Annotated in this window: 22 protein-coding genes; 10 read left to right on the top strand and 12 right to left on the bottom strand. The window is 63.9% G+C overall.

All coding sequences use genetic code 11. From position 1 onward, the window contains the following. The first annotated feature begins 9 nt into the window (after nt 1–9). Nucleotides 10–1,197 carry a glycogen synthase gene (gene glgA / locus ACP8LP_RS03325; protein ID WP_016667215.1) on the top strand — a complete coding sequence of 396 codons (1,188 nt, stop codon included), beginning with the start codon at nt 10–12 and terminating at the stop codon, nt 1,195–1,197. A 69-nt stretch (nt 1,198–1,266) separates the two neighbouring features. Here glgA and ACP8LP_RS03320 read toward each other — a convergent pair whose 3' ends face one another. The 5 genes from ACP8LP_RS03320 to ACP8LP_RS03300 are packed head-to-tail and all read right to left on the bottom strand — an operon-like array spanning nt 1,267 to nt 4,796. Next, nucleotides 1,267–1,434, bottom strand: a complete 168-nt coding sequence (locus ACP8LP_RS03320) for a DUF3117 domain-containing protein (protein ID WP_021108723.1) — start codon at nt 1,432–1,434, stop codon at nt 1,267–1,269. 40 nt (nt 1,435–1,474) lie between these two features. After that, nucleotides 1,475–1,780 carry a DivIVA domain-containing protein gene (locus ACP8LP_RS03315; protein ID WP_021108724.1) on the bottom strand — a complete coding sequence of 102 codons (306 nt, stop codon included), beginning with the start codon at nt 1,778–1,780 and terminating at the stop codon, nt 1,475–1,477. Next, nucleotides 1,780–2,877 (bottom strand): succinyl-diaminopimelate desuccinylase, encoded by a 1,098-nt coding sequence (gene dapE / locus ACP8LP_RS03310; protein ID WP_016667212.1) that lies wholly within the window; start codon nt 2,875–2,877, stop codon nt 1,780–1,782. Before dapE ends, ACP8LP_RS03315 begins: the two co-directional genes overlap by 1 nt. Nucleotides 2,878–2,922: 45 nt before the next feature. Further along, nucleotides 2,923–3,699 (bottom strand): ABC transporter ATP-binding protein, encoded by a 777-nt coding sequence (locus ACP8LP_RS03305; protein WP_484483285.1) that lies wholly within the window; start codon nt 3,697–3,699, stop codon nt 2,923–2,925. Then, complete coding sequence (locus ACP8LP_RS03300; protein WP_334353399.1) at nt 3,696–4,796, bottom strand: FtsX-like permease family protein; 1,101 nt, start codon at nt 4,794–4,796, stop codon at nt 3,696–3,698. Before ACP8LP_RS03300 ends, ACP8LP_RS03305 begins: the two co-directional genes overlap by 4 nt. A 103-nt stretch (nt 4,797–4,899) precedes the next feature. Between ACP8LP_RS03300 and dapD the strand changes: the two genes are divergently transcribed. Continuing rightward, entirely contained in the window at nt 4,900–5,862 is a 963-nt protein-coding gene (gene dapD, locus ACP8LP_RS03295) for a 2,3,4,5-tetrahydropyridine-2,6-dicarboxylate N-succinyltransferase (protein WP_016667208.1), read from the top strand. A gap of 1 nt (nt 5,863) precedes the next feature. Continuing rightward, entirely contained in the window at nt 5,864–6,811 is a 948-nt protein-coding gene (locus tag ACP8LP_RS03290; RefSeq protein WP_016667207.1) for a hypothetical protein, read from the top strand. Between the two features lie 3 nt (nt 6,812–6,814). On the opposite strand, the gene dapC is transcribed toward ACP8LP_RS03290, so the two are convergent. The 5 genes from dapC to ACP8LP_RS03265 form a co-directional block, all read right to left on the bottom strand. Next, nucleotides 6,815–7,924, bottom strand: coding sequence for a succinyldiaminopimelate transaminase (dapC, locus tag ACP8LP_RS03285; protein ID WP_016667206.1), 1,110 nt, complete (start codon nt 7,922–7,924; stop codon nt 6,815–6,817). Next, nucleotides 7,921–8,241 (bottom strand): ferredoxin, encoded by a 321-nt coding sequence (gene fdxA, locus ACP8LP_RS03280; protein WP_016667205.1) that lies wholly within the window; start codon nt 8,239–8,241, stop codon nt 7,921–7,923. Before fdxA ends, dapC begins: the two co-directional genes overlap by 4 nt. Before the next feature lie 148 nt (nt 8,242–8,389). Then, a complete protein-coding gene (locus ACP8LP_RS03275) occupies nt 8,390–9,811 on the bottom strand; it encodes an NAD(P)(+) transhydrogenase (Re/Si-specific) subunit beta (RefSeq protein WP_063279571.1) in 1,422 nt (473 codons plus the stop codon). A 3-nt stretch (nt 9,812–9,814) separates the two neighbouring features. Next, nucleotides 9,815–11,359, bottom strand: a complete 1,545-nt coding sequence (locus ACP8LP_RS03270; RefSeq protein WP_063279575.1) for a Re/Si-specific NAD(P)(+) transhydrogenase subunit alpha — start codon at nt 11,357–11,359, stop codon at nt 9,815–9,817. A gap of 178 nt (nt 11,360–11,537) precedes the next feature. Continuing rightward, nucleotides 11,538–11,663, bottom strand: coding sequence for a hypothetical protein (locus tag ACP8LP_RS03265; RefSeq protein ID WP_256998432.1), 126 nt, complete (start codon nt 11,661–11,663; stop codon nt 11,538–11,540). Here ACP8LP_RS03265 and ACP8LP_RS03260 point away from each other — a divergent pair. Next, nucleotides 11,662–12,159, top strand: a complete 498-nt coding sequence (locus ACP8LP_RS03260) for a GNAT family N-acetyltransferase (protein ID WP_016667202.1) — start codon at nt 11,662–11,664, stop codon at nt 12,157–12,159. The genes ACP8LP_RS03265 and ACP8LP_RS03260 overlap by 2 nt on opposite strands. A gap of 13 nt (nt 12,160–12,172) precedes the next feature. On the opposite strand, the gene ACP8LP_RS03255 is transcribed toward ACP8LP_RS03260, so the two are convergent. Beyond that, entirely contained in the window at nt 12,173–12,631 is a 459-nt protein-coding gene (locus tag ACP8LP_RS03255) for a hypothetical protein (RefSeq protein ID WP_221268873.1), read from the bottom strand. An 85-nt stretch (nt 12,632–12,716) separates the two neighbouring features. On the opposite strand from ACP8LP_RS03255, the gene ACP8LP_RS03250 reads away from it, so the two are divergent. Further along, the gene (locus tag ACP8LP_RS03250) at nt 12,717–13,220 is read left to right on the top strand and encodes a phosphoribosyltransferase (RefSeq protein WP_063279569.1); all 504 of its coding nucleotides are present in this window, start codon (nt 12,717–12,719) and stop codon (nt 13,218–13,220) included. Between the two features lie 30 nt (nt 13,221–13,250). Here the strand turns inward: ACP8LP_RS03250 and ACP8LP_RS03245 are convergent, their stop codons facing one another. Then, nucleotides 13,251–14,945 carry a dihydroxyacetone kinase family protein gene (locus ACP8LP_RS03245; protein WP_063279568.1) on the bottom strand — a complete coding sequence of 565 codons (1,695 nt, stop codon included), beginning with the start codon at nt 14,943–14,945 and terminating at the stop codon, nt 13,251–13,253. 128 nt (nt 14,946–15,073) lie between these two features. On the opposite strand from ACP8LP_RS03245, the gene ACP8LP_RS03240 reads away from it, so the two are divergent. From ACP8LP_RS03240 to ACP8LP_RS03220, 5 genes are all read left to right on the top strand, one after another. Then, entirely contained in the window at nt 15,074–16,123 is a 1,050-nt protein-coding gene (locus ACP8LP_RS03240) for an alcohol dehydrogenase catalytic domain-containing protein (protein ID WP_484483284.1), read from the top strand. A gap of 242 nt (nt 16,124–16,365) precedes the next feature. After that, a complete protein-coding gene (locus tag ACP8LP_RS03235; RefSeq protein WP_063279566.1) occupies nt 16,366–17,301 on the top strand; it encodes a metal ABC transporter solute-binding protein, Zn/Mn family in 936 nt (311 codons plus the stop codon). Nucleotides 17,302–17,306: 5 nt separating this feature from the next. Further along, entirely contained in the window at nt 17,307–18,161 is an 855-nt protein-coding gene (locus ACP8LP_RS03230) for a metal ABC transporter ATP-binding protein (protein WP_063279565.1), read from the top strand. A gap of 1 nt (nt 18,162) precedes the next feature. Then, nucleotides 18,163–19,017 (top strand): metal ABC transporter permease, encoded by an 855-nt coding sequence (locus tag ACP8LP_RS03225; protein WP_063279564.1) that lies wholly within the window; start codon nt 18,163–18,165, stop codon nt 19,015–19,017. 129 nt (nt 19,018–19,146) lie between these two features. Continuing rightward, complete coding sequence (locus ACP8LP_RS03220) at nt 19,147–20,133, top strand: esterase-like activity of phytase family protein (RefSeq protein WP_016667194.1); 987 nt, start codon at nt 19,147–19,149, stop codon at nt 20,131–20,133. Nucleotides 20,134–20,189 lie beyond the last annotated feature (56 nt).

Raw genomic sequence — 20,189 nt, 5'->3', positions numbered from 1 at the left:
GATCAAGCCATGTACGTGTCCGTCATGACCCGCGAATACCCTCCTACCATCTACGGAGGCGCCGGCGTCCACGTCGCGCAACTCGTCCCCCATCTCCGCAACCTCATCGACGTCGATGTGCAGTGCATGGGAGAGCCACGCGAGGGAGCCACCGCCCATGCCGAGAACTACCCGGAGGGCGCCAACGGCGCGCTGCGGGCCTTCGGAGCTGACCTGTCCATGGTCAATGCGATCCCTGACGGGATCGATCTCGTCCATTCCCACACCTGGTACGCCAATCTCGCTGGTCTACTGGCCGGCGTCTTCCATGACGTCCCGCATGTCATCAGCGCCCATTCCCTGGAACCCGACAGGCCGTGGAAGGCCGAGCAGCTCGGTGGCGGATACCGGCTGTCCTCGTGGGCCGAGAAGACGGCCTACGACGCCGCCGACGCCATCATCGCGGTCTCAGATGGTATGCGGAAGGACGTGCTGCGCGCCTACCCGGAACTCGACCCGGACAAGGTACACGTGGTGCGCAACGGTGTGGACACCGAAGAGTTCCACCCCGTCACCGAGACCGACGTCTGCCGCGAGATCGGCATGGATCCGGAGCGTCCATCGGTGGTCTTCGTGGGACGCATCACCCGTCAGAAGGGTCTGATTCATCTGGTGCGCGCCGCTGCCGAACTCGATCCCGACACTCAGCTCGTCCTGCTGGCAGGAGCGCCGGACACCCCCGAGATCGGTGAGGAGTTCAAGACAGCTTTCGACGAGGTGCGGGCTTCCCGCAAGGCCCCGGTCATCTGGGTCCAGGAGATGCTGCCGCGTCCGTCGGTCCGTCAGGTGCTCTCGGCCGCCACGGTCTTCGCGTGCCCCTCGGTCTACGAGCCGCTGGGCATCGTCAATCTCGAGGCCATGGCCTGCGCCACCCCGGTGGTCGCCTCCCGAGCCGGTGGCATTCCGGAGGTCGTCGTCGACGGGACGACTGGCCATCTGGTCAGTGGGGTCCCGACCGACTCTTCGACCCCCGAGCAGGTGGCCGGCTTCGAGTCGGCCTTCGCCGCAGCGATCAACAACCTCACCCGCGATCCGGAGCGCGCCAAGGCTTTCGGAACCGCTGGTCGTCAACGCTGCATCGATGAGTTCTCCTGGGCACGGATCGCCGAGCAGACCGTTGAGGTCTACAAGACTGCCATCAATCGTCACAACGCCTGAGAGATCCGTATGAATGCAGTCGTGCCCAGCTCCTCGGAGCCGGGCACGACCGTCTCTCAGCCGTCTGCGTCAGCCAACGACACTCTGGAGGCACTCGAGCAGTTCCTGGGCTTCGTCAGCGTTGAGTTCAACAACTAGCCGACCGCCACCTTCGACTGGAACGCGCATGATGATGCCACGGCCCTCCTTCGTGACCTCCATGGGACCGTCTCCGGTACGGGGCTTCATAGCTGCCATGTCACTCTTCCTCAATCACTGGGCAGTGGTGCAACCCCCATTATTCCGTATCCAGGCCCTTTCCGTTAGGGGCGTGCTCCGCAGTGTCCGCGAAACCCTCCTTTGGGGCTGCCTCCAACTGGGCTGCCATACGGTCGAGCAGCTGATCCACCTGGCGCATGGAATAGCCTCTCGGCACCACCGCGAAGTGGGCCGAACGCAGGTCATCGGCGCTCAGATCGCCCTCGGGCAGGTCAGGGACCGGACGATCATCGACGACCGCCGGCACCTGCCCAAACTTGCCAGAAGCTGCCAGCACCGCCAGTCCGATGATGACGATGACAAGCCCACACAACGCCCACACCATCAGTGATCTCCTTCCGAACGCTCACGAAGCCACGACTCCAGCGCTCGGGCGCAATCGTCGAGGCTGGACAACTTGCAACACTCATCGGCCTTGTGGGCGTACATCGCGTCGCCAGGCCCGAAATTGAGGGCTGGACGTCCCATCTCGAAGAACCGAGCCACGTCCGTCCAGCCGTATTTCGGCATCGGGGTCGTTCCGACCGATCGGGCGAAGGACCGAGCCAGCGGCTTGTCGAGGCCCGGCCGCGCCGGGGAGGACAGATCGAGGATCTCCATCGTCCAGTCGGCGAACATGGTGCGCATCATCTGTTCGGCCTGCTGAGCGGTCTTGTCAGGGGCGAACCGGTAGTTGATCTGGACCGTGGCAGTTGGGGGGACGACGTTGCCGGCCAGTCCACCCTGCACCATCGTCGCGTTGAGTCCTTCATGATAAGTCAGCCCATCGACCTCGACGAGGTGGTCGCCGTCAGCCTGCCAGTCCTGCAGGATCTGGAGGATCGGCAATAGGTCATGAATGGCATTGTGACCAGCCCAGGATCGGGCGGAATGGGCAGCCTGCCCCTCGGTCGTCAGGGTGAACCTCATCGTCCCCTGACAGCCTCCCTCGATGATGGCATCGGTGGGCTCCATGAGGATGGCCAGGTCGCAGTCGAGCAAGCTCTCGTCGTGAGATCGCACCTTGAGCAGCCCGTTGTGTTCGGCGGCGATCTCCTCCGCTTCGTAGAACACCCAGGTGATGTCGCGACTGGGCGCGGCCAGGGTCGCTGCCAGATGCAGTGCGACGGCCACTCCCCCCTTCATGTCGCAGGTTCCCCTGCCGACCAGGTAGTCACCGTCGTCGCGGGTCTCGACGTGGCTGGGGAGATTGTCAGCCACCGGAACGGTGTCCAGGTGACCAGCGACGAGGACACGGGAATCCCGGCCCAGGTTGGTGGCCGCCACGATCGAGTTTCCGATCCTCGTGACCGTCAGATGGTCACAACCTCGCAGGGATTCCTCGACGGTGTCAGCGAGCTGATCCTCATGGAGACTTTCGGAGCGAATGTCCACGATGTCGCGAAACAGGTCATGGAGGTCACCAGCGAGGTCGAGTTGCATGATCTTCACTGTACTGAACCGTCTGGCACCAGGCTCTCGACCACCTCAATGCCGGTTCCACAGGGACTTGGCAGCTGCCCGCAGCAAGGGGCCTGTCCCCACCTCGGACAGGCCCGGACCGGAGACATCTCTCTTCGGCTCGTGGTTTGTGATCTCGGTCAGCACCCCGTCGGCCATCCTCAGTACCCGGTCGCAGTGATCGACGAGACGCTCGTCATGGGTCACCATGACGGTGCATTTACCGCGGGAATGAGTCTGATCAGCAAGGATCTCGGCCACGTCGAAGGCCTTCTCGGTGTCCAGGGACGCCGTCGGTTCATCGGCCAGCACGATCTCCGGGTCGTGATGCAGGGCCGTGGCAATAGCCACCCGCTGACGTTCACCTCCCGACAGGTCACCGGGATAGGCGTCGACGTAATGGGGGATCTTGAGGGACTCCAGCAACTCGTCCCGACGCGCGCGATCCAGCGGGAAATGATCCACCTTGCCATGGAGCACGAACTGGTCACCGACGGTGAGGAAAGGCACCAGTCCGGAGGCCTGCAGGACGAAACCCAGCTTGGCGAACCTCATCCGAGACCGTTTCTTCTCGGGCAGGGCGGAGAAGGGTTGGTCGTCAATGATCACCTCTCCGGTGCTTGGCGTACGCAGGCCACCCATAATCGTCAGCAGGGTGGATTTCCCGGACCCGGAAGGCCCGAGGATTCCGACGAATTCGCCTCGGTTGAGCGAGAGGTCGGTCTCGGCAAGGGCCTGGATCGTCTCGTCCCCGTCGTTGAACTGTTTGGAGACCCCGTCGAGACGCAGTACTGGACTTGTCATGAAATCGCCTCCACGGGATCGATGCCGGAGATGACCTTGACCGACAACAAACCACCGATCACGGAGAACAGGGCGAATACTGCCGTGGTTATTCCGTAAAGCCACCAGGTGAACTGGAAGGGCACCTTGTCCGGCAGGACAGTACCCGTCAGGAGGGTCAGGGCCAGGCCGACCGCCAATCCGACGAGGGCCAGGAGCAGGGTCTGGATCGCCCCGGAACGGACGAGGCAGCTCGTCGGCACCCCGCGGGCCTTGAGGATCCCGAGGGCCGCTCTCTTCTGCAAGGTGAGGACGTAGACGAAGATCCCAAGTGCGAAAGAGACAATGATGACAAGTGCGCCGATCATGAGGCCGAAGGTGAGGACTTGGGCGTCGTACCCGGCGAGGGTCTTGACGAAGTCGTCACTCGACAGCGTCGTCAATTCGGCCTTGCCGAGGTCGCGAGCCTGTGACGGACTCCAGCCGATCCGACTCACGACGGCATTGACGGCCACCGGCGCATCCGTCGGTGGTTCCTTCGCAAGAGCCTTCTCGTCGACAAAGATCACCGGGGTGGCCTGGAAGGTCTGATCGTGGGTGAAACCGACGATCGTCCAGGTGTGGGAATTGGAGTTGAGTTGCAGCTTGTCCCCCACCTGCCAGCCTTCACGGGCGACGGTGTCATCCACGACGATCTCGGAGTCCGGGTGCTCAATGCTGCGTCCCTCGGTGATACCACCGCCAACCTTGTCAGGGGCCAGGAACCCGGATCGATCAATACCGAAGGCGAAAGCACTCACCTTCGCCCGACCCGACTGGGATGAATCGGCAGCCTTGAGCACCACCCCCGAGACGACCAGGGGCTCAACATCATTGTCCGTGGTCGCCACCTCGACCTGGTCCTTCGACAGGCGCGAGGCCGTCACCGACTCATTGGAATCGTCCGTGAGAGCCACCGACGTGGCGTCCCAGTCGTCGATGGCTGAGCGGTAGGAGTGGGCGAGTCCGGTCGCCAGAGATGCCAGGAAGAAAGCCAGGTACGCAATCAGCGCGATGACGGCAACGATGAGGGCGAATCGTCCACGCTGATGACGAATCTCTCGGAGGGCCAGAAACATGGGCGGCACCTTTCCACGACCCTTCAATCGAGTGGACGGCACCGACCTAGTGGACGGCACCGACACCGTTAGGTCGTGCCAACCTGCAACTAGACTCGTGGTCATGACGCAGACGACGACTTCACAAACCGCCCCGACCGACCGTCAGGCCTGGGGTTGGGGATTGGCCACCGTCCATGAGGACGGCGATGTCCTGGACACCTGGTACCCCGAGCCCAAACTGGGCGCCCCTGGTGAATCCGAGGTCCTTGACGACCTGTACCGAGTCACCGAAGCCGGTCGTGACGCCATTCGCAACGTGCACACCGAGGTGGTGCGCACCGTCATCAATCTCGACGAGGCACCAGGTGACGTCCCCGACGCCTACCTGCGTCTGCACCTGCTGTCATCGCGCATGGCTCAGCCCCGCACCATCAACCTCGACGGCATCTTCGGTGTGCTGCCCAACAACGCGTGGACGACCATCGGCCCGATCCGGATGGCCGATCTGGAGAAGGCACGAATGGAGGCGCGCATCGCCCATGCCCCCTTCACCGTCCTGCTCGTCGACAAGTTCCCGCGCATGGTCGACTTCGTTATTCCCACCGGGGTGCGCATTGGTGACGCCGATCGCGTCCGTCTGGGAGCCCATCTGGCCGAGGGAACCACCGTCATGCACGAGGGGTTCGTCAACTTCAATGCTGGCACCTTGGGGCACTCCATGGTCGAGGGACGCATCAGCCAGGGTGTCGTCGTCGGCGACGGTACCGACATCGGCGGCGGCGCCTCCATCATGGGGACCCTGTCAGGAGGCGGCAAGGAGCAGGTGACGATCGGAGAGGGCTGCTTGCTGGGCGCCGAGGCCGGAATTGGGATCTCCCTGGGCGACAACTGCGTCGTCGAGGCGGGCCTCTATGTCACTGCCGGCACCAAGGTGACCCTGCCCGACGGCAAGGTCGTCAAGGCCTCGGAGCTGTCCGGCGCCGACGACATCCTCTACATCCGCGACTCGACGACCGGTGTCGTCAAGGCTCTCGAACGTGGCCACCACAAGATCGAGCTCAACACGGATTTGCACCAGAACTGACATGACGAAGTCCTCATCCCGCCGGGCCCGCCCTGCCACCACGCGACGACCCCAGGGTCGACGCAGGCGCCGTTCCACCAATCCCGCCAGGTCGATAGCTGCCCTCGTCGTGGTGTTGGCGATCTTGGCGGGGCTGGGCTGGGGAGGCTACAAGGTGTGGAAGACCGTCGACCCGTTCGACACCGTCGAGCCGGAGGGCTGCCGGGTGACAGCGTCCGGCCAGTCCTACGACCTTGACCTGGAACAGTCCCAGAACGCCGCCATCATCACTGCCGAGTCGATTCGACGCGGCCTGTCGGCCCATGCAGCCACCGTCGCCCTGGCGACCGCCATGCAGGAGTCGAAGCTGCGCAACATCGACTATGGCGATCGTGACTCCTTGGGACTCTTCCAGCAGCGTCCCTCCCAGGGATGGGGAACTTCCAAGCAGATCATGGACCCGTGGTACTCCTCCGGGAAGTTCTATGAGGAGCTGGTGAAGTTCGGAAATTGGAAGGACATCAGCATCAATGACGCCGCCCAGCAGGTGCAGCGCTCCGGATACCCGGAGGCCTACCGCAAGCACGAGCCGCTAGCCAAGGCATGGGCATCAGCGCTGACTGGCCACTCCCCCTCGGCCTTGTCCTGTGTCAACAGGTCCTCCGAGACGACCACGATTGACAAGCTCATTCAGACGGTGCGCAAGGGGATGGCCGACAAGATCGCCATCCAGACCACGGGGGCGACGGCGACCTTCGCCGCCAGGGACCTGGTCTCAACCCGGGCAGCGGTGGCCTTGACGATGGCGAGCACGAATCTGGGGCCGATCGATCGCGCCACCGTCGCGACGACGAGTTGGAGTGCTGACCCCGATCACCACGCCTCATGGAGTGCAGCATCCGGCCCGTCATCGAGCCCTGCTGTCAGCGGGACGGGCCGAGTCACCGGCACCGTCACCGCCCGCAGCTGACTCTCAGTGAGACTCGGACAGCCTCTCGGCCGCGGTGTTGACCCTCTCGTCAGTGGCCGTCAGCCCAATGCGGACGTGGTCGGAGCCACCGTCGACGTAGAAGTCCCCTGGTGAACAGAGAATGCCCAGATCAGCCAACCTGTCCAGGGTTGCTCGGCAGTCCTCCTCATGAGTCGCCCACAAGTAGAGAGATCCCTCGGAGTGGTCGATCCGGAAACCAGCCTGTTCGAGGGCAGGCTTGAGGACGTCACGGCGCAGCTGGTAGCGCTTTGCCTGTTCCAACACATGGGATCGGTCCGACAGAGCAGCCTGCATGGCCTCGGCGACCGGGGCCGGAATCATGAGACCGGAGTGCTTGCGCAAGGTGAGCAACTCACGGGTGAGGTCGGCGTCACCGACGACGAAGCCCGCACGATATCCAGCCATGTTCGAGCGCTTGGACATCGACAGACAGGCAAGCAGACCGGTGACGTCACCACTGTTGACCCTTTCGTCGAGGACGGAGATGGACTTCCCCTCCCAGACGAACTCGCCGTAGCACTCATCGGAGGCCAGCACGGCTCCGGTGCGGCGAGCCAGTTCAACCCAAGCCTTCATCTCGTCGAGGTCGAGGATGCGACCCGACGGGTTGGCCGGCGAATTGATCCAGATGAGATCGGGGGTGCCCTCGACCTCATCGGGCTCGTCGACGGCCTGCACGGTGGCTCTGGCAAGCTGGGCACCAACGCGGTAAGTCGGGTAGGCGCAGGCCGGAATGACGATCATCGAGTCCGGGCCCAGGCCAAGCTGGCTTGGCAACGACGCCACCAATTCCTTAGTCCCGATGACCGGCAGGACACTGTTCTCGTCGAGATGCGCCGGCGCGCCCCAGACCTGCTTCATATGGTCCAGGATGCCGGCTCGCAGGGCAGGGGTCCCCCACACCTGCGGGTAACCGTGGGCGTCGCTGAACGCCGTCAGGGCCTCGGTGACGACCTGGGGAGTCGGGTCAACCGGGGTGCCCACCGACAGGTCGACGATGCCACCTGGGTGGGCCTGTGCCTTGGCCTTGGCGTCAGCGATGGTGTCCCACGGGAAGATGGGCAGACTGGCTGAGACGATACGGCGACTCATTCGCCCTGCGGGGGCAGGGCCTCGACGGCCGGGTGGTCCTTGTGGGTCGGGCCGAGGCGGGCAGCACCACCCGGGGAACCCAGCTCGTCGAAGAACTCGGCGTTGATGTCGAGGAACTTCTCCTGATCGCCGGGCAGGTCATCCTCGTAGTAGATGGCCTCGACGGGGCAGACGGGCTCACATGCACCGCAGTCGACGCACTCCTCAGGATGGATGTAGAGGCTGCGCTCACCCTCGTAGATGCAGTCGACGGGGCACTCCTCGACGCAGGCACGATCCTTGACGTCCACGCAGGGCAGACCGATGACGTAGGTCACGTCTTCTCCTTGTTCCGGCCCTGACAAGGGGCCTGATAGACATTCACCGTCATCATAGTGCCGCGCCATGACATCCGTCTTCGGGGATGCACCGACGCCCATGACCGTCGGACGATCATGGGCGTCGGAATCAGGTTGTCAGCGTGCCTCAGAGAGCGGTGACCAGGGCGTCAACACTGGCCTTGGCATCACCGAAGAGCATCCGGGTGTTGTCGGCGAAGAACAGCGGGTTCTCGACGCCGGCGTAACCGGGCTTCATGGACCGCTTGAAGACGACGACCTCATGGCCCTCCCACACATGGAGAACCGGCATGCCCGAGATCGGGGTACCGGGATCCATGGCGGACGGGTTGACGGTGTCGTTGGCTCCGATGACCAGGACGATGTCGGCGTCAGCGAAGTCGTCGTTGATCTCGTCCATCTCCATGACGATGTCGTAAGGCACATGGGCCTCGGCGAGCAGCACGTTCATGTGGCCGGGCAGACGACCGGCGACCGGGTGGATCGCGAACCTGACGTCCACTCCCTTGTCGCGCAGCTTCTTGGCCAGCTCGGCCACCGGGTACTGGGCCTGGGCCACCGCCATGCCGTATCCGGGAGCGATGATGACCGAGGAGGCGTCGGACAGCTGGGAGGCCAGCTCATCAGCCTTGATCTCGGTGATCTCACCGTCCGGGCCGTCACCCTCAACGGCCGGGGCATCGCCGAAGCCGCCCAGGATGACCGACACGAAGGAGCGGTTCATGGCCTGGCACATGATGTAGGACAGGATGGCGCCAGAGAAGCCCACCAGGGCACCCGTGACGATGAGCACCGGGATGTGGAGGCTGAATCCGGAGAAGGCAGCCGCCCAACCGGAGTAGCTGTTCAGCATCGAGATGACGACCGGCATGTCAGCGCCACCGATGGCGGCAACCAGGTGGAAACCGAGGAACAGGGAGGCCAGCGTCAGGAGGACCAGCGGCAGCCAGGCGATGCCTCCGGAAACGTTGGAGAACCAGATGCCGCAGCCGATGATGACGACCAGCAGGCCGAGGTTGATCCAGTTGCGCCCGGGCAGGGTCAGCGGCTTCGAGGGAACCTTGCCCGACAGCTTGCCCCAGGCCACCAGGGACCCGGTGAAGGTCAGGGCACCGATGAAGATGCCAATCCAGATCTCGGAGAGCTGGAAGGTGCTGGCACCGGTCCCCTCCTCGGCGAAGGCGTTGAAACCGATGAGGACGGCAGCAAGACCGACGAAGGAGTGCAGCTGAGCGATAAGCTCAGGCATTCCCGTCATCTCGACCTTGAGGGCCTTCCACACACCGAAGGCACCACCGATGAGCATCGGGATGAAGAGGAGGACCATGGACACCGGGGAGTATCCCGGCAGCTTCACCAGGGCGACGATCGTCGCGATGATCGCGATGACCATGCCGAGGATGCCGTATGCGTTGCCCTTCTTCGAGGTCTCGAACTTGGACAGACCAGCGAGGGCGAAGATGAACAGCAGGCCCGAGATGATGAAGGAGGCGTTGACGAAGTTCACCAACGACCCGGCCATCGGGGCAATGAGAAGTGTTGACGTCATGGATCAGGCCTTCCTGAACATCTTGAGCATGCGCTGGGTGACCGTGAAACCGCCGAAGATGTTGATACTGGCGATGAGCACAGTCAACGCGGCGACGATCCGGATACCCCACGATTCACTGCCGAGCTGGGTGATGGCACCGACGATGATGATGCCGCTGATGGCGTTGGTGACACTCATCAGCGGGGTGTGGAGGGCGTGGGTGACGTTCCACACCACGTAGTAGCCGACGACCACAGCGATCGCGAAGGTGCCGAAGAGGGCGACGAACTCCGTCGGGGAGAAGGTCAGCAGGGTGATGAGCGCGATCGACAGCACAGCGACGATGCCGAAGGTCTGGGGCCACGGACGCGGATTCTTCTCGGGGACAACCGGGGTCTCGGTTTCGGCCTTGGCGACCGGCTGGGGAGCAGCAGCGACCTGGACCGGTGGCGGCGGGAACGCCACCTGGCTCTCGTGGCACACCGTCATGGTGCGGATAACCTCGTCGTCGAAGTTGAGGACGAGCTCTCCGTTCTTCTCGGGGGTCGCCAACTTCAGCAGGTTGACGAGGTTGGTGCCGTAGAGCTGACTGGCCTGACCCGGCAGACGGGATGGCAGGTCGGTGTAGCCGATGATCGTCACGCCGTTGTCGGTGACGTAGGACTCACCTGGACGGGTGAGCTCACAGTTGCCACCACCCAGGGCAGCGAGGTCGACGATGACGCTGCCGGGCTTCATGGCAGCGACCATCTCGGCGGTGATGAGCTTCGGGGACGGCTTGCCCGGGATGGCAGCCGTGGTGATGATGACGTCATCCTTACCCGCCTGCTCCATGTAGAGCTCAGCAGCGCGGGCGTTGTAATCGTCGCTGGCCTCCTTGGCGTAGCCATCGGAGCTGACGCCCTGATCGGAGTCACCGGTGCGCACGTGCAGGAAGGTGGCACCCATCGACTGCACCTGCTCGGCGGTCTCCGGACGGACGTCGGTGGCGTAGACCTCGGCCCCCATCGAGTTGGCGGCACCCAGCGCGGCCAGGCCGGCGACACCGGTACCGATGACGAAGACCTTGGCCGGCGCAACCTTGCCAGCAGCCGTGACCTGGCCGCCAAAGGTTCGACCGTACGCGAATGCAGCCTCCACGACAGCCCGGTAACCCGAGATGTTGGCCATCGAGGACAGAGCATCCATGGACTGAGCACGCGAGATACGCGGAACCATGTCCATACTCAGGCCGGTGATGCCGGCGGCAGCCAGCTTCTCGGTAAGGGCAAGATCCTGACGCGGATGAAGGAAAGTGACGAGGACAGTGCCGGAGCACATGAGGGCGATCTGGTCGTCGGTGGGTTCATTGACGGCCAGCACGAGGTCGGCCTTCCACGCCTCCCCCGGTCCGACGATCCTGGCTCCGGCCTCTTCGTACGCGTGGTCAGGCAGAGCGGCGTGATCGCCAGCTCCGGACTCGACGACCACCTCGTAGCCGAGTTTGAGTAGGGCGGGAACAGTCGTCGGAGTCGCGGCGACCCGATTCTCACCCGGGAGTGACTCCCGTGGGATTCCGATGATCATGATGGTGACTTTACGGCCAAACGTCCCTGACCACGACACCGGGGTTGCACGTTTCCTCACATCTACCCACATCCATGAGAAAAACGGGACACTACCCGCGGTAACATCCCACCCCGTCGTGAAACTGGCCCCAGTTCCCTTGCCGCGGGCCTTGCGGCGGTGTTTTCTCAGCCATCCTTCAACCTCGTTCCTGGTTGTCATCAATCACCGAGAGCGCGGACACGCCGGTGACCTTCATGGCGGCGTCCCACTGGGCAAACAGCCAACGGGAATCCCGCTCAAGGCTCGTTACTGTTCCGGTCATGGACGTCATCATCCGAGCGATGCAAGAACAGGATCTGCCGGCAGCAACGCGTGTCCACAATGACCACGCAGTGGGCACCCCGTCCTCGTACACCGTGAGCCACTCACAGGTATCCGACCGACGCACCTGGTGGCGCGACCTGGTCGACGATGGCAGACCGGTCCTGGTGGCAGAGGTCGACGGGCTCTTCGGCGGATACGCGACCTATCATCACTTCCGAGACGGTGAGGGATACGACGTCACCGCGGAGGTATCCATCTGGTTGGACGCCCCTGCTCGCGGTCGAGGGGTCGGACGCAAACTCATGACCGAACTCATGCGGCAGGCTCGCCGCGACGGTCTGCACAGCCTGGTGTCGGTCATCGACTCTGACAACGTCGGCAGCATCGGCTTTCACTCTGCCATGGGATTCACCGAGGTGGGTCGACTGCCTCACATCGCGCACAAGATGGACAGTTGGCGCACGGCGATCATCATGCAATTCGTGTTGGGGTGATCAGAACCATCCGTCAACGGTCACGGGAGCGGATGCATGCCACCACCAGGCTCACCGCCAGGCAGATGACTCCGAACTCCTGAAGAAGAAGGATGACGTTGGCGAGGATCTCGGAGGCCACCGTCACCTGAGTCGCCTCACTGTGCTCGACCAACTGAACCTTGATGGTCTGGGCGATGAAACCGCCGACAAGACAGGTCAGACCAACGATGATCGGGACCCGCAGCGATCGGCCCCCCAGGGCCAGCCGCGGCCGTCGCGCCTCATAGATGGCAAGGACGAACGAGCCCGCCGAGAACCACATCAGGAGGGTGTAGAGAGCCGATCCGATGATGGCCATCGCCTGGGAGTACTGCTCAATCCGAAGCCAGGCCACCAGACAGGCGGCCACGAAGAATCCGATTCCTGTCAGGACCGCTCGCCCCGTCCAGCTCGGCCTCTCATCGTGTTCCTGTGCGTTGAGCTCAGTCATGACGACTCCTCCGGTCGCGCCCGTACCTTCAGCCTGTCCTTGAACATACCCTATATGCGGTTCATGGGGTCGGTAGTGTTGCCCCATGACCGCCTACCATGCTGACGCCAGTGACCTTGAGAGCAAGGAAATCCTCACCTGGAAAACCTTCGGTGACGCCACCGACGAACTCGCCACCCAGATCCACAATTCGGACTTCGATCCCGAGATCGTGATCGCGGTAGCTCGCGGAGGCATGATCCCGGGCGGAGCCCTCACCTACTCCCTTGGCGTCAAGCTCACCGATGCCATCAACGTCGAGTTCTACACCGATGTCGAGGAGACCCTGCCTGATCCGGTGCTGCTGGCCCCGATGCTCGACACTGATTCCATCCGTGGCAAGCGAATCCTCGTCGTCGACGACGTCGCCGATTCCGGCCGCACTCTGGCACTCGTGCTCAAGCTGCTGCGCGGATTCGGTGCCGACGTTCGCTCGGCGGTGCTCTACGCCAAGCCCACCACTGTCATCAGTCCGGACTTCGTCTGGAAGGCCACTGACAAGTGGATCGTGTTCCCGTGGAGCGCGAAGCCTCCCGTTGGTCAACGCTGAGTGCGAAGCCTCCCGTCGGTCAGCGCTGAGTCACAGCACCGACCCCACCGCGACGACCACGTCGTGGAAGGACACCGCTCCGGGGTCGGGCGTGCCCAAGGACTTCTCACCAAGCGGGCGCGCCCGACCGACCTTGGCAGTCACCTCGGAGGTCGCCTGAGCCCCCTTGTCAGCGGCATCACACGCTGACGTCCACGCCTGCGACAGTGGATCCGGTGACGACTCCAACGTCGTCACGAAGGGATCCATCGCATCGACCATGGTCTTGTCCCCGAGCTTCGCCCCGCCCAGCCTGGTGACGGCGTCGAGGGCAGCACGAGCAGCCTGACGAATGGCCTCGTCACTGGCCGGGTCCTCGTCACCCAGCACCGCACCGAAGGCGGTCAGCACCGCTCCCCACAGCGCACCCGAGGTGCCACCGGCATGCTCGGACCAGGCCGAGCCAGCGGCGTTGAGGGTGGTTGCCGCGCCGGCCCCATCTCCCCTGACCCGCTTGGCCTCGGCGAGAGCGGCCTGGGATCCACGCGTCATGCCGATGCCGTGGTCACCGTCACCGGCCACCGAGTCGAGCCGGCCCAGCTCATTGGCCCGCTCCGACAGGGTGGTCGCCACTGCTTCCAATCCCTTGATGACGACGTCGGCAAGCTCCTGGGAGGCTTGCGACCCCGGGGCCGCGACCGAGACGTGCTCAGCCTCCTGGGACAACGGTGTGGTGTCGAGGTCGACCTGACCAACCGCGCCACGACGGTAAGCAGGGGTGTCGCAGGCCGCCAACCACAGCGGTTCAATGACCTCGTCGAGCCACACCAGAGTCAGAGAAACACCTGCCATGTCGAGGCTGGTGACGAACTCCCCCACCTGCGGGTCGACGATCGTCAGCCCCGCCTCCTCGAGACGACGACTGATGTCGTTCCACAGCACGAAGAGTTCCTCGTACTTGGTGGAGCCAAGTCCGTTGACGATCGGGACGACCCGGGTCCCCGGATTGTCCGGGCGGTCGGCCAGCAGCCCATCGACGAGCATGGCGGCGACCTCGTCGGCCGTACCGAGAGCCTCGTCATGGATACCTGGCTCCCCGTGGATACCCATGCCGACACCCATCTGACCAGGCGCGACACGGAACAGTGGCTCGTCAGCTCCCGGCAGGGTGCACCCGGCGAAGGCCACCCCGAAGGACCGGGTGCGATCGTTGACACGATCAAAGACCTTGACGACCTCGTCGATGTCACGACCTTCCTCACAGGCAGCCGCTGTCACCTTGAAGACCGGGAGGTCGCCGGCGATGCCACGACGCTTGAGGTGATCCTCGGGGCCTGCCGAGGCGATGTCGTCGGTGACGAGCAGGCAACGGGTGTCGATGCCTTCGCTGCGCAACCGTTCCGCCGCCTGCCCGAAGTGCAGGACGTCACCGGCGTAGTTGCCGAAACCGATGAGGACTCCCGCTCCCCGATCCGCCGCCTTGCAGACCGAGTAAGCCTGGGAGGCTGAGGGAGAGGAGAAGATGTTGCCGCAGACGGCACCGTCGGCAAATCCCGGGCCGACCCAGCCAGCGAAGGCCGGGTAGTGACCTGAGCCGCCACCGACGACGAGGGCGACCTTGCGATCGGTGCGGGCAGCACGAACCACGCCACCGAACACCGGCCTCAGGTGGTTCGGGAAGGCGCTGGCGAGCCCGGCGACGGCCTGGGACGGAAAATCATCAGGGTTGTTCACGAGTCGGGTCATGGCTGGGACTCTCCTGTCATTTCATCATCGTTGATGGTGGTTTTCCCACGCTCCATGATAATTGGTGTGTTCCCAGCGTGCCCAGCGTGCAGAAAAAATGGGACACTGGAGACGTCGAAGGAGATCACATGACGCACACCATGCCGGCCGTGGTCCTCAATGGCCCCGGAGACGTTCACCTTGCCGAAAAACCCATTCCCACGCCGGGCCGCGGCGAGGTCGTCCTGGCCGTCGAGGCGACGACGATTTGCGGTACCGACCTCCGCATCATCTCCGGTGAAAAAACCACCGGGGTGCGCCCTGGGGTCACTCTCGGACACGAGATCGCCGGACGGATCGCCTCCCTCGGCGAGGGGGTCGAGGGGCTGACCGTCGGACAGCAGGCCACCGTCTCCATCGTCGTCTCCTGTGGCACCTGTCGGGCCTGCCTGGCCGGACGCGAGCACCTGTGCAGTCACTGCGAACTCATCGGCTACGGGATCGACGGCGGGCTGGCTCCCTGGCTGTGTGTGCCGGCCCGAGCCGTCGCTCGCGGCAACGTCATCCCGGTCGCCTCCGAGATGCCGGCCAACCGGCTGGCTCTGGCCGAACCCCTCTCTTGTGTTCTCAACGGGCACCGTCGACATGGTGGGGTCAACCCTGGGGAGACGGTCGTCATCATCGGTGGCGGGGCGATTGGTCTGCTTCACACCCAGCTCAACCTGGCATGCGGAGCGGGACAGGTCATCCTGTGCGAGAAGCACGCTGACCGACGCGACCGTGCGGCGGCCATGGGGGCCGTCACCACCTCACCCGATCACCTCGTCGAGGTCGTTGCCGAGCGCACTGATGGTTTCGGTGCCGACCTCGTCATCGTCGCCATCGGACGCAATGAACTGGCCGAGCAGTCCCTTGACCTTGCCGCCCCGGGCGGGCGGGTGAGCTGGTTCGCCGGCTTCCCCAAGGGATCAACGGCGACGATCACCCCCAACACCGTGCACTACCAGGAGCTCACGGTCTCGGGAGGATCGAATGCTCGTCGCGCCGACGTCCACCGCGCCGTCGAGATGTTGGGACGCGGGGACATCGACGAGGCCCCGATCGTCACCCACACCTTCGGGCTCTCCCAGTGGACCGACGCCGTCGACGCGGTGCGCGGCCATGCGGGGGTGAAGATCGCCATCGACCCCCGTCGCTGAGCCGCATCACCTCACAGTTTCACCGGGAGAGGCCCTCCAGAGAGAGGCTGGCGCCAGGGTTATCGAATCGGCGAGCCGTCACCGGAGCTGGCTGCTCACACAGGAAGGGGTTCCAGCCCTGAGGCGCTTTCTGCCCTCCGTTGAGGCTGTGGATTGGCTATTTCTTTGGTCACCCTGCCTTGTTGATCTGTCATATGAAGACGACAATGGTTCTCACTTGCGTACTGGAAAGGGAACACCACATGCATCGTCGTCTTCTGGCCATTGCAACCATCAGCGCCTGCGCCTTGGGCATGGCTGGTTGCTCCGGCAACTCTGATTCGGGCTCGAGCGCGGCTTCAGGCGCTTCCTCCAATGCCGCTGCGACGGACAAGGTTGACATCGTCGCCTCGACCAACGTCTGGGGCTCGGTCGCCGAGGCCATCGGCGGAGACAAGGTCAACGTCCACTCCGTCATCAACAGCCCGGATCAGGACCCGCACGACTACGAGGCCACCGCCAAGGACAAGCTCGCTTTCTCCAAGGCCAAGATCGCCATCGCCAATGGTGGTGGCTATGACGACTGGGCCTCCAAGCTCGTCAAGAGCACCGGCTCCAAGGCCACCGTCGTCGACGCCGTCGAAACCTCCGGGCTCAAGGAACCCGGCCAGGACGAGTTCAACGAGCATGTCTTCTTCTCGATCGACAGCGCCCGCAAGGTTGCCAAGGTCGTCAAGTCCGACCTGGTCAAGGCTTCGCCTGACAACAAGGCCACCTTCGAGTCCAACCTCAAGGACTTCGAGTCCAATCTGGACGACCTCAAGGCTCGCGCTGCCAAGGTTGGCGAGAAGCACGCGAACAGCACCGCCGTCGCCACCGAGCCGGTGGTTGGCTACCTGCTCGACGACATGAAGGTCAAGAACATCACGCCTGAGGAGTTCGTCGAGCAGTCCGAGACCGAGGCCGGCCCGTCGACCAAGGTCGTCCACGAGACCACCAAGCTGATTGCTGCCAAGAAGGCCTCCATCCTCCTCGTCAACGGCCAGACCAGTGACGCCGTCACCAAGGAGCTGCAGAAGGCTGCCAAGGGCGCCGGGATCAAGCAGGTCGGCGTGTGGGAGACCTTCCCGAAGGGTGTCGACACCTACCAGGATTTCATCGACAAGGCCATCACCGACATTGACAATGGCCTGGCCTGACACTCATGACATCACATCGCTCTGACATCTCCGGGGCGACCACGAGGATCGAGCCTGCCAGACTCACCGGCGCCAAGGTCGCCTTCGGGGACCGGGTGCTGTGGTCGGGGCTCGATCTCGTCGTGGAACCCGGCGAGTTCATCGCCGTTCTGGGACCCAACGGGGTGGGAAAGACCACCCTGCTGAGGGTCCTGCTCGGGCAGACTCCGCTGACGGCCGGCACCGCCATGGTGGCCGGCCGTCCGGTGCGTCGTGGCTCGACCCACATCGGTTACATCCCGCAGCAACGCTCCTTGGAGACGACGGCCCCGATTCGCGGCCGCGATCTGGTGGGCATGGGGATCGACGGTCACAAGTGGGGATTCGGCTTGTTCAGCCGCTCCCGACGTCGGCGCATTGACGAGGCCATCGCCTCTGTGGGTGCCACCGCCTTCGCCGACGCCCCGCTGACGATGACCTCCGGTGGTGAGCAGCAGCGTCTGCGCATCGCCCAAGCCCTCGTCACCGACCCAGAGTTGTTGCTGTGCGATGAGCCGTTGTCCAGCCTTGACCTGCGCCACCAGCAGGAGGTCACCAAGCTCATCGACACTGCACGTCGGACCCGAAATCTCGGGGTGCTCTTCGTCACCCACGAGATCAACCCGGTTCTGCCCTATGTCGATCGGGTGGTGTACGTCGCTGGCGGCAAAGTTCGTGTCGGCACCCCCGACGAGGTGCTGCGTTCTGAGGTCCTCACCGATCTCTACGGGTCCCCCGTCGAGGTCTTCCGTCATGACGACCGGATCATCGTGCTGGCAGACGACGAGAGACCGTCGCATCTGCACGGCCCGCAGATCGCCGAGGGCGAGGAGATGGTCTGACATGGATTTCTCCACCATCATCAACTTCGACAGCTTCAGCCAGCTCGTTCCCCTAGTCCACGGCTCGATCATCGCCGGAATCATCCTCGGGGTTCTGGCAGGTCTCATCGGACCGATGATCCATGCCCGCGACCTGGCCTTCGCGATTCACGGCACCTCGGAGCTCTCCTTCGCGGGTGCCGCAGTGGCCCTGTTCTTCGGTGCATCGGTCACCAGAGGGGCCGTCGTCGGGTCTCTGGTGGCTGCCCTCATCCTGGGTCTGTTGGGCGTGAAAGCTGCCGAGCGCAACGCCTCCATCGGCATCATGCTGCCCTTTGGCATGGGCATCGGTGTGCTCTTCCTGAGCCTTTACAAGGGAAGATCGTCCAACAAGTTCGGCCTGCTGACCGGACAGATCGTCGCCGTCGACACCACCGAGCTGAGCACGCTGGTCGTCGTCTCGATCTTCGTCGCGGTGTGTCTGGGCATCATATGGAGACCGCTGTTCTTCGCGTCAGTGGATCCCGAGGCGGCCAAGGCTCGCGGGGTTCCGATGCGCTTCCTCTCAATTGTCTTCATGCTGTTGCTCGGTCTGACCACCGCTATGGCAGTACAGCTCGTCGGTGCCCTGCTGGTGCTGAGCCTGCTCATCACTCCGACAGCTTCCGCCGCCAAGGTGACGGCACATCCGCTGGCCATGTCCCTGCTGTCGATCATCTTCGCGACGGTCTCCGCTGTGGGCGGCATCCTGCTGTCCCTGGGGCCCGGCTTGCCGATCAGCCCCTACGTGACGACGGTGAGCTTCCTCATCTATCTGGTGTGCCTTGTCCTCGGCGCGATTCGTCAGCGCCGCGGTTGGAGCCGTCGGGTCTCCTGAACCGTCATTTCTCGCACAACGTCCTGTCGACGACTGTTGTCGACAGGACGTTGTGCTGTCATCTCGACGTCACCGCGATGTCAACTGGGCACTGTGAACTGGTGCGGTCCGCCGTTGAGAGGATGATTCATGCATCGCCACCTGACCCGAGGTCTGGCCGCCACCGCCTGTGCCGCTGCCCTGACCTGCCCGCTGGCACCAGGGGTTGCTTCCGCCGAACCGACCACGGACGCCATCGAGGTGTACACCGGAGGCGCTCCGGTCCTGTCCACTGCGCCGAATGGCGTCAAGATCACCGACAGCGGATTCGGTTCAGCCTTTGCCCATCGCAACGGCGATCCTGACGACGTCTACTACGGCCTGACCGACCGCGGCCCGAACACTGACTCCGATGCCGACAACGAGAAGATCGAGCCGGTCAAGTTCCAGCCCTCGATCGCCAAGTTCCGTCTGGTCAACGGCCACATGGACCTCGTCAAGAGGATTGGTCTGGTGACCAAGGACGGCACACCGATGAACGGTGCCGTCAATCCGGAGGCCTCCACCGGGGAGACGATCGTCGACATCAACGGCAGGACGATCGCCCCTTCGAAGGCCGGCATCGACTCCGAAGGTCTCGTCGTCGCCCCAGACGGCAGCTTCTGGGTCTCCGACGAGTACGGCCCCTATGTCGTTCATTTCGATGCCCAGGGACGCGAGATCTCCCGTCTCAAACCCTTCGACGGCACCCTCCCTCGCGAGCTGGCCTTCCGCACCCCGAATCGTGGCATGGAAGGCCTCACCCTGACCCCCGACGGCAAGACCCTGGTCGGAACCATGCAGTCGGCCCTGGAGACCCCGGATTTGTCCGGCAGCTCCAAGAAGGTCCCCTTCGTGCGCATCGTCACCATCGACGTCGCGAGCGGCAGGACCACTGGGCAGTACCTGTACCAGCTGCACCTGAGCCAGGCCAAGACCTCCGTCTCAGAGATCACCGCCCTGGGAAACCACACCCTGCTCGTTGACGAACGTGACGGCGACCCGGGCAAGGACACCTTCAAGCGCCTGTACAAGATTGACCTGTCGAAGGCGACCACTGTCAACGACGCGAAGTCGGTCCCGGGGGGCGACCTATGACGCCGCCAAGGGTGGCCTGTTCATCAACGGCGAGTCCCTTGAGGGATTCTTCTCGG

It is taken from the genome of Cutibacterium sp. LaCa_89, from assembly GCF_058177555.1.
This window is presented reverse-complemented; position numbering and strand designations above follow the sequence as displayed.